This is a genomic window from Aminipila sp. (genome assembly GCF_032051575.1).
Lineage (GTDB): Bacteria > Bacillota > Clostridia > Peptostreptococcales > Anaerovoracaceae > Aminipila.
The window spans coordinates 57,963-70,550 of record NZ_DAMBYD010000003.1; the positions used below are offsets into that span (position 1 = coordinate 57,963).

The following is a 12,588-nucleotide window of genomic DNA, read 5'->3' on the forward strand; positions in this document are numbered from 1 at the left end:
CAAATTTCGACATTTCCTTATTTTGCATACAAAAAAATCTCGGAAAGTAATATTACTTTGCGAGATTTTCGTCTTTTTTATACCCCATTTAAATGGTTTTCTAATTTTTTCCTTATTCTCTGTAATGCATTATCTATTGATTTTGGAGATTTATCCATCAACTTTCCAATTTCATAATAATTTTTCCCTTGAAGAAATTCCACCAGCACTTTACTTTCTAACTCACTAAAAAAGCTTTTCCCCTGGTTTTCCAACCTCTCCATTTTTTCTTTCATTATTATAATAGATTCAGGATTTTCTTCAAAATTTGAAGGCAATGTATCTGCAATGCTTAAATCATTATTCTCATTAGAACTGTTATTGTCTATGGAAATTGACGTGTTCAAAGGGGAATATTTCATCCTAGTTGCTTGTTTAACTGCTGTTAAAATCTGCCTGTTTATACAAAGGTCTGCATATGTTCTAAAACTTGCATTTTTTCCTTCCTTGTAACTATGAATAGCTTTAAAAAGCCCAATCATACCTTCTTGCATCACATCTTCCGCATCAGCACCTGCAACAAAATAAAAATGAGATTTGTTCTTTATAACCGTCTTATACTTTCGAATCAAAATTTCTTCAGCAAGGTCATCTCTAGCCTGCGCTAATACTACAAGCTGTTCATCACTTAATTGACTATAATCTTCCTGCATCTCTTTGTTTTCTTACCTCACACATTAAAACCGCAGCAGCATTAGAAGCATTTAAAGATGTAATTTTGCCTACCATAGGTATGGACACAACAAAATCACATTTTTCTTTAACTAACCGACTTATGCCAAAGCCCTCGCTACCTATAACTATGGCTGCCGCACCCTTTAAATCCGTTTTATAATAAGAGTCACCATCCATATCACAGGCATAAATCCAAATACCTTTTTCCTTTAGGCTGTCTATGGTTTGTGCTATATTAGAAACTTTAGCACAAGAAACATATTCTACAGCTCCTGCAGATGCTTTTGCAACCACGTCAGTAATGCCCACCGATCTCCTTTTCGGAATAATAATTCCGTGAGCTCCACAAACTTCTGCCGTACGCATAATTGCGCCTAAATTATGGGGGTCTTCCAAATTGTCCAGAATCATTATAAATGGTGGTTCACCACGTTTTTGGGCAGTCTCAAGGATGTCTTCTACTTCACAATAACTATACAAAGATACATAAGCAACTACCCCTTGATGAGGACTACCATTTGAAAGCCTGTCTAATGTAGATTTATCCGCCATAGTAATGGGAATTTTCTTATCTTTTGCCATTCCCACAATTTTCTTTATAGAACCTTCAGCACCTTTACCTACAATCAGTTTCTCTATTTCTCTATCATTTCGTAATGCTTCCATCACAGGATTTCTTCCTACAATAATGTTGTTGTTTGTGTTATCTGTTTCCACACTATTTTCTCCTATATTCTGTAAATTTGTATTGTAAGCCCTTATGCTCCTGCATATCACTTTCCCAAACCAGTTCAACATCCTGACGTTTGTCAAGGTTTTCAAAATGTCTGTCAGCATCAAAAGTATTAAAGATCTTCGTTATAAAATATGTATCACACTTTTCCAGCATATCAGCATAAACCTTTGCTCCTCCAATAATGTACACATCATTTGAATCATATTGCTCTAATTCTTTAAATAGCTCCTCTTCAGAATGGCATACAGTGCAATCTGCAGTATACTCTTTATCAGAAGATAAAACAATATTTGTTCTTCCTAATAAAGGTTTCTGTCCAGGCAGTGACTCTAAAGTTTTTCGCCCCATCACCACAACTTTCCCAAATGTTTTTTCCTTAAAATATTTTAAATCATTTGGAATATAAGTAAGTAAATTATTATCCTTACCTATACCCCAATTGTTGTCCACCGCTACAATTATCCTCATGTATATTGCTCCTTTTATTTATAAATATATTCATATCTTGAAAATGCTATATTTATATATCTTATTTTTTAGAAGTATATCAACAAATGAGCTATGCGTCAAGTTGTCATCGCTTTAAAGGGTTAAGCGTATGCCATCATATGCTGCAATAGTTTTGGGGAAAATTTTACGTACATTATCAATGTATATTTCTGGTTTCGTCAAAGCGGGACTATAATGGGTGAGCCATAACTTTTTTACTGCTGCTTCTTTTGCAAGCTCTGCACTATCAGAATATATCATATGTCCTTTTTTAGATATCACATCATGCTTGTCCGTCTCGCCATACATTCCTTCGCTTATGAGTAAATCTGCGCCATATGCAAAAGGTATCATTGTATTCATAAGTTGCGTATCTGTAAAGTAGCAAACTCTAATAGAAGGTCTTTCACCATCCAATACTGCTTCAGGGCTTATGACACGGCCATCTTCTAATCTCACGCATTGACCTTCATGAAGAGTTTTATAATATATCTTTGGTATTCCAAGCTCACTGGCCTTTTGAGGATTAAATATTGGTTTACGTTTTGCTGTAATTCCATACCCAAAACAGGGAACACCATGATTTAGAGGTAAGTAAGAGATTGTTAATCCACTTTCCTCAAAATCTCCCGCTTCTTCTAATTCTTTTATTTTAAGCGGATATGGAAGAATCGGTGCAATTACAGTTAAAGACCTTATTATTCTTTCTAAGCCAACTGGCCCTACTATGGTAAGCGGCGTTGTTTTGCCGCTATTCCCCAAAGTAAGCAACAGACCCGGTAAACCTGCTATATGATCCGCATGAAAATGGGTAATCAGTAGCATGTGTAGATGACTGAGTTTGCATCGGGCTTTTTTAAGCGCTATCTGCGTACCTTCCCCACAATCAATTAAAAAACCTTTACCCTTATACTCCATCCAGCAAGAGGACAGCCATCTATTTTCCAAAGGCATCATCCCACCTGTTCCGGGTAAACACACATCTAATATTTTGCTCATCTACTGGCTCTCCATTTTAAACAATTCATCGCAATAAATTACTTTTACTATTTACTTTTTTCATTTTTACCGTTATGAACACCTATTTTATGTCCATTTATTATCCCTAGATCTTCATTTTCCTTCGGATTAATCTTTCTTAGCTCAGGATTGCTTTTTGGCCTGTCTTTCATTCTATTTTTGTTATTATCCATGGTATCTTCCTTTCGTATTATGACCTATCCCAATTTGTGAAGCAAATTGTCGGAAGGACAAATATATTATTAATATATACCCTTATTATTTATATATATATATAGATTTATTCAACCAATATGGCTCGCCACCTTGTGTAACACATGCTGGTATTTCTCTTTTGTAATGAAGGGAAATAAATAAACCGGCTTGTCACTAAGCCGGTTTATAACTAATCTTAAATCGCAATGGGTATATTTTTAATTTGAGGATTTTTTTCGTAATGCTCAATTTTGATATCATCTATTGTGAATTTATAAAAATCCTTAATCTCTGGGTTCAACGAAAATTTAGGTGCTGAAAACTGTGGTCTATTTATCATTTCTTCTATAACTGGCACATGGCGGTCATAAATATGTGCATCTGCAATAACATGTACCAACTCTCCAGCTTCAAAGCCACATACTTGTGCCAGCATATGTACTAAAATAGAATATTGGACAACATTCCAGTTATTTGCAGCTAAAATATCTTGGGAACGCTGATTTAATATAGCATTTAACTTATTTCCCGTGACATTAAAAGTCATGCTGTAAGCACATGGTTCTAAATTCATTTCAGTTAAATCGTGAAAATTAAATATATTAGTCAGTATTCTTCTTGAATATGGCGTATTTTTAAGTTGCCAAATAACGTTGTCTACCTGGTCCATTACCCCTTGAGCAAACTTATATTTCTGGGCCAATTGATAGCCATAAGCCTTACCAATGGTTCCTTGCTCATCAGCCCATTCATCCCAAATGTGACTGTTTAAATCTTCAATTTTATTTGATTTTTTCTGCCAAATCCATAGTAATTCGTCAAAAGCGGATTTTATAGCTGTTGGTCTTAAGGTCAGTGCAGGGAACTCCTCCTGCAAGTTATATCTGTTTACTACCCCAAAGCGCTTTATTGTATGTGCAGGGGTTCCATCCTCCCATTTTGCTCTAACAATTTGTCCCTCTGAAGAATATCCATTTTCTAATATGTCTCTGCACATATTTACAAATAATCCATCTGCTTTACTCATTCTTTTCACCTTTCAACATACTAAATCTAATTTTATTCTCTTGTTTCTACATTATAAAATATTTCACAATAATGCCGACAACTCCAAATACTATTATTGCTAAATATACTTTGGCGTCGGTGCTCCAGCCTCTTTGCGGATGCTCCCGATTGTATTCATCATTTTGTTTTCCGATTTCTCGATTAGTTAAGTAATAGTCCCATATGAAATCTTTAAACTTATTTCTTACTTTTTTTCCTGACATCACTAATCTCCGCCTTGTCTATCAGTGCTATTGCCTGATCAATTACCTCTTCCTGTCTTTCTATATTTCCTGACAAATATAGAAAGCCTACAAGAGCCTCAAACGCTGTTGCCAGTTTGTATGTAACAGGATCAGCATTTTGGGGCTTAGACGTTATTTTCTTATTTCTTGCACGTTTTACAAGAGTTTGTTCACTTTCAGTCAACGATCCCATCATCTTCTTTATAGCTAAAGCCTGCCCTTCAGCGCGAACAAACTTTACTGCCAATTTATTCTGTTTGTTTACATTAACAGAATCCTTTTGCAAAACGTATTTACGTACATATACCTCATATACTGCATCACCTATATAGGCTAGGGCTGTTGTGTTAATTTTATTTACTTCCATCTGTAAATCCTTATTCTTCACTTGCGCAAAATACCCTTTCTCAATATATCAAAAGGGTATTCTGGTTAATAGTCTTATTTGTTTAGTTCTACTGTCTACTATTCCTTTATAATCTGTACACCCTGAGGAGTATCTTTAAGCACAATTCCTTTTGCCTTTAAAATATCTCTTATTTCATCCGCTCTTCCAAAATCCTTATTCTTTCTAGCTTCCTGTCTTTGGTCAACTAGCGCCTGAATTTCCGAATCAACACTATCATCTGTTTCTTCCTGAAGCAGCCCTAAAACACTAGTAAGCTCTGTAAGCATATTCGATGCTTGTTTCGCAAATTCTTTTGAAGCACCATCCTTTACTGTTGTGTTAATTGATGTAATAAGCTCAAACACAGCAGTAATCGCATCTGCAGTATTTAAATCATCTTCCATTGAATTAATAAATTCCTGCCTGTACTTTTTAAAGTTTACAACTGATTCTTTTTCTGAATCAGTCATCAAATCAGCACCAGTTTCCATTAAATGCTTTAAGTTTGCCTTTGCATTTTGCATTCTTGCTAATCCATTCTTCGCCTGCTCCATAAGAGTATCGCTAAAGTTAATAGGATTTCTGTAATGCCCAGATAATAGAAAAAATCTCATAACTTCACCACTGTAAGTAGCTAAAATATCTCTTACCGTAAAGAAATTTCCTTTTGATTTAGACATTTTTTCATTATCGATTGTAATATATCCATTGTGCATCCAATAATTTGCAAAAGCTTTACCATTGTGTGCCTCAGATTGCGCAATCTCATTTTCATGATGAGGAAAAGCTAAATCTTGCCCCCCTGCATGTATATCAATCGTTTCTCCTAAGAACTTTTTCGACATAGCAGAACATTCAATATGCCAGCCTGGTCTTCCCATGCCCCACGGCGATTCCCATGCAATTTCATCATCTGTTTTTCTTGCTTTCCAAAGAGCAAAATCAAGTGGGTCCTGCTTCTTTTCACCAATCTCAATTCTGGCTCCTGACTCTAAATCCTCTATATTCTGCTTTGAAAGCTTACCATAATCTTTAAATTTTCTTGTGCTGTAATAAACATCACCATCAACTTCATAGGCATATCCTTTTTTAATTAAGTCCCCGACAAACTGGATAATATCATCCATTGTTTCCGTAACCTTTGGATGTACAGAAGCCTTCTTAACATTTAAAGCAGCAGCATCTTTATAATATTCTTTAATATACTTTTCGCTTACTTCTCCAGCACTTACGCCTTCTTCCCTGGCCTTGTTAATTATTTTATCATCAACATCCGTAAAATTCTGAACAAATTTTACGTTATTACCCCTATATTCCAAATACTTTCTTAAAGTATCAAATACTACAAATGGTCTCGCATTTCCTATGTGAAAATAGTTGTACACTGTAGGTCCGCAAACATATATTTTAATTTCATTTTCATCAATAGGCACAAATTCCTCTTTTTTTCTAGTTAATGTATTATATATTTTCATAGTGGCACTCCTTTTCATAATAACATAGGGCAGGTAAACCTGCCCTAAAATTATACAATATTCTTTATAAGTTGTATACCCATTTCACCACAATTAAAACAAGTTTAAATATAATTCATTGGGTTTTGCGCTGCACCATTTACTCTGACTTCAAAATGAAGTACATTACCAGTCGCATTGCCTGTACTGCCTACCGTTCCAAGCGACTGCCCTTTTACTATCTTATCTCCAGCGGAAACATACATGCTGTCACAATGTGCGTAATAAGTCTGAAGTCCACCACCGTGGTCTACTTTAATGATATTTCCATAAGATCCTGAATAACCTGCAAAAGTAACTACTCCATCAGCAGCAGCTCCAAAAGGTGTTCCTGCTGGATTACGCAAGTCCACTCCGGCATGTCTTCGGCTGCCTCTGCTTGCGCCATAAGCTGAAGAAACTTCAATATGACCCATAGGAGCACTCAATACATCACTACATTTTGCAGTACTTGCTGTATAAGCTGGAACAGCTGCTGTTCCTTTTAATGAAACCTGATTCTGAGGCTGAGTAACAATTTGTTCATTTAGAACATTAGAAGCTACGAGAATCCCATTTTGCTTAACTACTTGCGAAGTTACCTGCTTGCTGCCGCTTATACCCGCTGCCTTTACTTTTGACTGTCCAGTATACATAGAACTAGTTTCTTCGAAAGTCGTCTCATATGGTATTGTCTCGGTTGCTACTACAGTTTCTGTTGTGGTAATAGCCATAAATGGTTTTGATTCATACAGATTAACTACAGAACCTATTTGTAAACTTGAAGAAGTTATTCCGGGATTCATCTGTTCCAGTTCTTCAGGTGATACTCCATTTTTAATAGCGATATCCCATACTGTATCTCCACCCTGAACGATATACGTCTTAGGTGTTGCCGTTCCTTTTAAAATATAATCAACAGCATCAGCAACATTCATAACCCAAGCTGGGTCACCACCTACCGCCTTAGCGTCATATGGGTCCCATCTAAATTCTTTATCAAAAACAACATTTGCATTAGGGTCAGTTTTATTAGTTAAATAGTATTCTTTTACGCCTTCAAAAACTGCATTGGCATCTTGTTCAGTATCCACTGCTAATATTGTCTTGCCTCCAATGCTTATAAGCCACTGTACATCATTTGTACCTTTTTCAAGTACAATACTTTGCTCTTGAACGACTCTGCCATTTCCTGTCTCTGCAGGTGTTCCTATATTCACCATAGGTGTTACAGAAAGAATAGTAGCAAGTGCTAATACTCCAACAACACCACCGGCTGTTATCTTTTGTTGTTTTGAAAAAATCTTTGTTGTCTGCTTTATTTTTTCAAAAGTAAAATTATCCTTCATCATACTAATAGTATTCCTTATTTTTCTATTCATATTCTAAATTCCTTTTTTCCTTGCTAGTTTCAGCGAGTTTTATCTATTATCCCCTTTCAAAAGAGATGTTTTTTGTTTAATCTCCAATAGCATATTATTTTTAGCTACTTCGTAATGTTACAGTATTGTTACAGAAAAGTCAACCCATATAGGTATTTCTTCACATAAGCTTCAAATTAACAAACCCATAACTGTGTTGAAATTCCAACATAGTTATGGGTTTGTTAATCAAGAATTATTTAATTTTGTAATGTTGCTTATAATACCAACATATTACAATATTGTAACAATTACATCACTTATTTGCGGTATTTAACGTTTTGGCACTATAGAATATTTTTATTCCACATCTTCAACAGTCACTTTTTTCATCATTTGTTTTTCTTTTGGCTTATCCGAAAAGTCTCTTTTCACACTTACTATTTTATCAGCGACTTCAATTCCATCTGTTATTTTTCCAAAAGCAGCATACTGTCCATCCAGATGAGGTGCATCTTCAACCATGATAAAGAACTGTGATCCTCCTGAATTAGGATCCGCTGCTCTTGCCATAGATAAAACGCCCTTCGTATGTTTTAAATCATTTTGAAAACCATTACCTGTAAATTCACCCTTTATCGTATGTCCTGGGCCGCCCATTCCTGTTCCTGTAGGATCTCCTCCCTGAATCATAAACCCAGGAATAACTCGATGGAAAATAACACCATCATAGAATCCATCCTTTGCTAAAGTTTCAAAATTTTGTACAGTCTCTGGTGCTATCTCAGGGTAAAGTTCCCCCTTCATGATATCCCCATTCTCCATTTCAATTGTCACTACCTTTTTCATACATTTCTCTCCTTTTATTACCTTAATTTAAAGCTATCATTATTTTGGTCTCGCTTTTTTAAAACTGATAATACTTTTGTTTCTATATGTCCCTCAAACTTTTCTAAACCAAAAAAATAATCCATAAAGTCCCAAAGTTCTCCCCTTAAATAGTCAGGATACACATTGTTTAATTCCTTTAGTTCTTCTTTCGAAACAAATTTCACTTCCTTCATAACCTGTTCCTGCCCAAAAAGTTCTGGATCATATCCAAGTTCCAGAGCCCCTCCACAGACCTTGGCAAGAAAGAAATTAACAAATCGCTGCCCTCGAGTTTCCGAAACTTCCTCTACATGCCAAATCATTTTTTCGATTTCCACATCAAGTCCAGTCTCTTCTTTTACTTCACGTACAGCAGCCTGACGTGCATCTTCGTTTTCCTCAATAGCTCCGCCAGGTACCATCCAGATATCCTTATCTTCGTGATGTTGCCTAACCATTAGTATCTTCTTTTCATCATCAAATATTACTACACGCACTCCGCCAGCCCACATACCTGCACTCCTATTCTTACTTTGCAACCTTTTTAAGATGTAAATTAAATTTCATAGATATTAATCTTGTAGCAAATGTTACACCAAAGGAGGTATATACTGCAACATATTTTCCAAAATAAGGGTATATTATCATAAAAATTATTGCCCCTAGAATAGATGCCACTGCATAAACTTCCTTCCTAAAAACATAAGGTACATCTCCACACATAGCATCTCTTATAACGCCGCCGCCTGTTCCCGTTAAAACGGCTAATGTAATAACTACAAAAGGCATATAAACATCATTTACCAATGCTACTTCTGCACCTATGGCCGTAAAAGCCGCCAGGCCAATCGCATCACAAAACATAACTACATTCTGATATTTTACAATCTTTCTATAAAAAGCTATTACAATAGCAGTTGTTACTAAACTAATGATAATATAAAGAGGATTAGCTAAAGAAACCGGCACCGGGACATTTATTATAACATCTCGGACTATTCCCCCGCCAACTGCTGTTATTACTGCAAAAATTGCTATACCGTAATAATCCAGTTCTTTATCGATAGCGACTAATGCTCCTGCTGCTGCAAATGCAACAGTCCCAATTAATTCCATTAGAGAAATGAATTCCATTCCTTATTTCTCCTCATTAACCATTTTAATTGCTCTAGCAATAGCATCGTCAGAAGAAATTTCTTCCTTATCTGCTTCCCTTCTAAGCTTATATTCAACCTGCCCGTTAACAGCGCCTCTACCTACTGTAATCCTAACTGGAATTCCTAGCAAGTCAGCATCTTTGAATTTAACTCCAGGTCTTTCATTTCTATCGTCAAGAAGTACTTCCACTCCTTCACGCAATAATCCTTGGTAAATACCCTCTGCGACCTCAGCCTGTACTTTATCATCAGGATTAACTAATGTAACAATTACATGATAAGGGGCAACTGACATCGGCCAGATAATACCATGTTCATCGTGATGCTGCTCAACGATTGCGGCTAAAGTTCTTGTAACACCTATTCCGTAACATCCCATTACAATAAACTGGTCCTTCTGATTCTCATCCTTATAGTAAGCGCCCATAGATTCACTATATTTTGTTCCTAGTTTAAAGACTTGTCCAACTTCAATGCCTCTGGCATGCTTAACAGGCGCGCCACATACTGGACATGGGTCTCCAGCCTTAAGCATCTTAATGTCTGCAACGATATCCGCCTTATAATCTCTTCCATAGTTTACATTCTTTAGATGGTAATCCACTTTGCATGCACCTGCGCAAAGATTTTTAAGTCCTGGTAATTCACTATCCACTACAATTTTACAATCATGCAGGCCTACCGGTCCAGTAAATCCACCTACGCATCCAGTAACCTGTGCCATCTTAGCTTCATCTGCAAATTCAATTGCATGCTCTGGAATGTTTAAAGCATTTATAAGTTTTATCATATTTAATTCTCTATCGCCTCTTACAAAAGCTGCAACATAACCATTTTCATCGCCATTGTCATCATAAGTTACAAATAAAAGAGCTTTTATGGTCTGGTTCTGATTCATCTTCAAGAAATTTGATACTTCTTCAATAGTTTTTGTCCCAGGCGTATGAACCTCTTCAAGTTGCAATTCTGCTACATTTGCTTCAGAAGCGGCATCTACACACAAAGCTTTTTCAGTAGTTGCTGCCATATCACAATTCTGGCAATAAGCAATTTCGCTTTCTCCAACTTCTGACAAAGCTGTAAATTCATGAGAATTGCTGCCTCCTATAGCTCCTGTATCGGCTTCAACAGGTCTAAAGGTCAATCCACATCTCGTAAATATTTTTTCGTAAGCATCATACATATCATCATAACTATTATCTAAATCTTCATAAGTCTTATCAAAGGAATAAGAATCCTTCATAATAAATTCTCTGCTTCTCATAAGTCCAAATCTTGGTCTTGCTTCATCTCTATACTTTGTCTGAATCTGATATAGATTTAATGGAAGCTGTCTATAAGAATTTACATCCGTTCTGACAACATCCGTAAAAATTTCTTCATGGGTTGGTCCCAGGCAGAAATCCCTTCCATTTCTATCTTTTAATCTCCAAAGTTCAGGTCCATATTTAAACCATCTGCCAGATTCCATCCAAAGTTCTGCTGGTTGAACTGCGGACATGTGTATTTCCTGTCCACCTTTTGCATCCATTTCCTGTCTGATTATATCTTCGATCTTTCTTATGGAACGCCAGCCAAGAGGCATAAATCCATAAACTCCTGATACCAGTTTTCTGATCATCCCTGTTCTTAGGAGCAATATATGACTAGCAATCTCAGCTTCATTTGGCACTTCTCTTAAAGTTTTTAAATGCATTTTAGATAGTTTCATTTTCTATAAGCTCTCCTTCAATTATTTATTCAATATGCATACAGCTTCTGAAGCAATACCTTCTTTTCGTCCAGTAAAGCCCAGTTTTTCTGTTGTTGTTGCTTTTACATTCACTTTATTATGACTTATTTTTAAAGTTTCAGCAATATTTATTTTCATATCATCTATAAAAGGTGATAGTTTAGGTGCTTGTGCTATAATGGTTGCATCTATGTTACCAACACTATATCCTTTACTCTCTAAAAGTTTTGAAACATACTCCAATAGCTTCATGCTGGAAATTCCTTTATATTTTTCATCTGTATCAGGAAAGTGCCTTCCGATATCGCCTAAAGCCGCGGCACCTAGCAATGCATCCATAACCGCATGCACCAAAACATCCGCATCCGAATGTCCAAGCAAGCCTAACTCATATGGTACTTCCACACCACCTAAAATCAATTTTCTATTTTTCTCAAATCTATGTACATCATATCCCGTACCAATTCTAACTTCCATAGGCATATCCTCTTTAGTGGTAATTTTAATATTACTGTACTCCCCCTCCACTACATACACAGGGATTCCAACTCTTTCTACTAAGACAGCATCATCTGTACCATAGTAATTTTCTTCAAAAGCTTTCTGATATGCTTTTAAAATCAATTCTTTTTTAAAACCTTGAGGGGTTTGTATGCTTCTTAGCTGATTTCTTGGTAATGTGGTTTCAAATACCCCATTTTTTTCAACAGTCTTTATGGTGTCTTTAACAGGCACAGCAGCAGCTGCTGCCCCTTTTTCTATAGTCTTTTCTATAACCATATTTATAATCTTTTGAGTTACAAATGGCCTTGCCGCGTCGTGCACTAAAACATAGTCAATATCCTCAGGCAGTATTTTCAATCCATTATATATGGAATCCTGGCGCTCTGCTCCGCCAACGGTTACTCCCCTATACTTATCTATGCCCTCCAGCAGTTCCCTTGTTCTATCCATATAGTCTTTTCCTGTAACGACAAAAAAGCCGTCAATATACTGATTCTGGCTAAAAGCTAAAGCAGTCTTAACAAGCACAGGCTTACCTTCTATTTCTAAAAATTGTTTTGGAATACCGCTGCTCATCCGTTTTCCAGATCCAGCAGCGGCTATTATGACAACTATTTTTTTATTTTTATACATACAT

The 12,588-nt window shown here is 36.1% G+C and carries 15 protein-coding genes and 1 pseudogene; all 16 read right to left on the reverse strand.

Features of this window, described 5'->3' with window-relative positions; genetic code table 11:
• Positions 1 to 77: 77 nt before the first annotated feature.
• A complete protein-coding gene (gene sigH / locus RTW14_RS04355; protein WP_312648473.1) occupies positions 78 to 692 on the reverse strand; it encodes an RNA polymerase sporulation sigma factor SigH in 615 nt (204 codons plus the stop codon).
• Positions 676 to 1,431 carry a 23S rRNA (guanosine(2251)-2'-O)-methyltransferase RlmB gene (rlmB, locus tag RTW14_RS04360; RefSeq protein WP_312648474.1) on the reverse strand — a complete coding sequence of 252 codons (756 nt, stop codon included), beginning with the start codon at positions 1,429 to 1,431 and terminating at the stop codon, positions 676 to 678. Before rlmB ends, sigH begins: the two co-directional genes overlap by 17 nt.
• A gap of 1 nt (position 1,432) precedes the next feature.
• Positions 1,433 to 1,918 (reverse strand): dihydrofolate reductase, encoded by a 486-nt coding sequence (locus tag RTW14_RS04365; protein WP_312648475.1) that lies wholly within the window; start codon positions 1,916 to 1,918, stop codon positions 1,433 to 1,435.
• 114 nt (positions 1,919 to 2,032) lie between these two features.
• Positions 2,033 to 2,938, reverse strand: coding sequence for a ribonuclease Z (locus tag RTW14_RS04370; RefSeq protein ID WP_312648476.1), 906 nt, complete (start codon positions 2,936 to 2,938; stop codon positions 2,033 to 2,035).
• Between the two features lie 47 nt (positions 2,939 to 2,985).
• The gene (locus tag RTW14_RS04375) at positions 2,986 to 3,132 is read right to left on the reverse strand and encodes a hypothetical protein (RefSeq protein ID WP_312648477.1); all 147 of its coding nucleotides are present in this window, start codon (positions 3,130 to 3,132) and stop codon (positions 2,986 to 2,988) included.
• A 218-nt stretch (positions 3,133 to 3,350) separates the two neighbouring features.
• Entirely contained in the window at positions 3,351 to 4,181 is an 831-nt protein-coding gene (thyA, locus tag RTW14_RS04380) for a thymidylate synthase (RefSeq protein WP_312648478.1), read from the reverse strand.
• A 46-nt stretch (positions 4,182 to 4,227) separates the two neighbouring features.
• On the reverse strand, positions 4,228 to 4,425 hold the full coding sequence (locus RTW14_RS04385; RefSeq protein WP_312648479.1) for a hypothetical protein: 198 nt from the start codon (positions 4,423 to 4,425) through the stop codon (positions 4,228 to 4,230).
• Positions 4,400 to 4,834, reverse strand: a complete 435-nt coding sequence (locus RTW14_RS04390) for a Mini-ribonuclease 3 (RefSeq protein WP_312648480.1) — start codon at positions 4,832 to 4,834, stop codon at positions 4,400 to 4,402. The genes RTW14_RS04385 and RTW14_RS04390 overlap by 26 nt, the downstream gene beginning before the upstream one ends.
• A 77-nt stretch (positions 4,835 to 4,911) precedes the next feature.
• Positions 4,912 to 6,309 (reverse strand): cysteine--tRNA ligase, encoded by a 1,398-nt coding sequence (cysS, locus tag RTW14_RS04395; protein WP_312648481.1) that lies wholly within the window; start codon positions 6,307 to 6,309, stop codon positions 4,912 to 4,914.
• Between the two features lie 104 nt (positions 6,310 to 6,413).
• Positions 6,414 to 7,709 carry a peptidoglycan DD-metalloendopeptidase family protein gene (locus RTW14_RS04400; protein WP_312648482.1) on the reverse strand — a complete coding sequence of 432 codons (1,296 nt, stop codon included), beginning with the start codon at positions 7,707 to 7,709 and terminating at the stop codon, positions 6,414 to 6,416.
• Positions 7,710 to 8,048: 339 nt separating this feature from the next.
• The gene (locus RTW14_RS04405; protein ID WP_312648483.1) at positions 8,049 to 8,537 is read right to left on the reverse strand and encodes a peptidylprolyl isomerase; all 489 of its coding nucleotides are present in this window, start codon (positions 8,535 to 8,537) and stop codon (positions 8,049 to 8,051) included.
• A 17-nt stretch (positions 8,538 to 8,554) separates the two neighbouring features.
• Positions 8,555 to 9,070, reverse strand: coding sequence for an NUDIX hydrolase (locus RTW14_RS04410; RefSeq protein WP_312648484.1), 516 nt, complete (start codon positions 9,068 to 9,070; stop codon positions 8,555 to 8,557).
• A 16-nt stretch (positions 9,071 to 9,086) separates the two neighbouring features.
• Positions 9,087 to 9,692 (reverse strand): trimeric intracellular cation channel family protein, encoded by a 606-nt coding sequence (locus RTW14_RS04415; protein ID WP_312648485.1) that lies wholly within the window; start codon positions 9,690 to 9,692, stop codon positions 9,087 to 9,089.
• 3 nt (positions 9,693 to 9,695) lie between these two features.
• Entirely contained in the window at positions 9,696 to 11,426 is a 1,731-nt protein-coding gene (locus RTW14_RS04420; RefSeq protein WP_312648486.1) for a proline--tRNA ligase, read from the reverse strand.
• Between the two features lie 21 nt (positions 11,427 to 11,447).
• Complete coding sequence (gene ispF / locus RTW14_RS18730) at positions 11,448 to 11,924, reverse strand: 2-C-methyl-D-erythritol 2,4-cyclodiphosphate synthase (protein ID WP_334308162.1); 477 nt, start codon at positions 11,922 to 11,924, stop codon at positions 11,448 to 11,450.
• A 9-nt stretch (positions 11,925 to 11,933) separates the two neighbouring features.
• Positions 11,934 to 12,584: pseudogene (gene ispD, locus RTW14_RS18735) on the reverse strand (2-C-methyl-D-erythritol 4-phosphate cytidylyltransferase); the annotation flags it as partial.
• Positions 12,585 to 12,588 lie beyond the last annotated feature (4 nt).

Excerpts from the sequence above, each read along its gene's own strand:
- sigH (WP_312648473.1), bottom strand. The coding sequence starts at position 692 with ATGCAGGAAGATTATAGTCAATTAAGTGATGAACAGCTTGTAGTATTA.
- RTW14_RS04365 (WP_312648475.1), bottom strand. The coding sequence starts at position 1,918 with ATGAGGATAATTGTAGCGGTGGACAACAATTGGGGTATAGGTAAGGAT.
- RTW14_RS04370 (WP_312648476.1), bottom strand. The coding sequence starts at position 2,938 with ATGAGCAAAATATTAGATGTGTGTTTACCCGGAACAGGTGGGATGATG.
- RTW14_RS04375 (WP_312648477.1), bottom strand. The coding sequence starts at position 3,132 with ATGGATAATAACAAAAATAGAATGAAAGACAGGCCAAAAAGCAATCCT.
- thyA (WP_312648478.1), bottom strand. The coding sequence starts at position 4,181 with ATGAGTAAAGCAGATGGATTATTTGTAAATATGTGCAGAGACATATTA.
- RTW14_RS04385 (WP_312648479.1), bottom strand. The coding sequence starts at position 4,425 with ATGTCAGGAAAAAAAGTAAGAAATAAGTTTAAAGATTTCATATGGGAC.
- cysS (WP_312648481.1), bottom strand. The coding sequence starts at position 6,309 with ATGAAAATATATAATACATTAACTAGAAAAAAAGAGGAATTTGTGCCT.
- RTW14_RS04400 (WP_312648482.1), bottom strand. The coding sequence starts at position 7,709 with ATGAATAGAAAAATAAGGAATACTATTAGTATGATGAAGGATAATTTT.
- RTW14_RS04405 (WP_312648483.1), bottom strand. The coding sequence starts at position 8,537 with ATGAAAAAGGTAGTGACAATTGAAATGGAGAATGGGGATATCATGAAG.
- RTW14_RS04410 (WP_312648484.1), bottom strand. The coding sequence starts at position 9,070 with ATGTGGGCTGGCGGAGTGCGTGTAGTAATATTTGATGATGAAAAGAAG.
- RTW14_RS04415 (WP_312648485.1), bottom strand. The coding sequence starts at position 9,692 with ATGGAATTCATTTCTCTAATGGAATTAATTGGGACTGTTGCATTTGCA.
- RTW14_RS04420 (WP_312648486.1), bottom strand. The coding sequence starts at position 11,426 with ATGAAACTATCTAAAATGCATTTAAAAACTTTAAGAGAAGTGCCAAAT.
- ispF (WP_334308162.1), bottom strand. The coding sequence starts at position 11,924 with ATGGAAGTTAGAATTGGTACGGGATATGATGTACATAGATTTGAGAAA.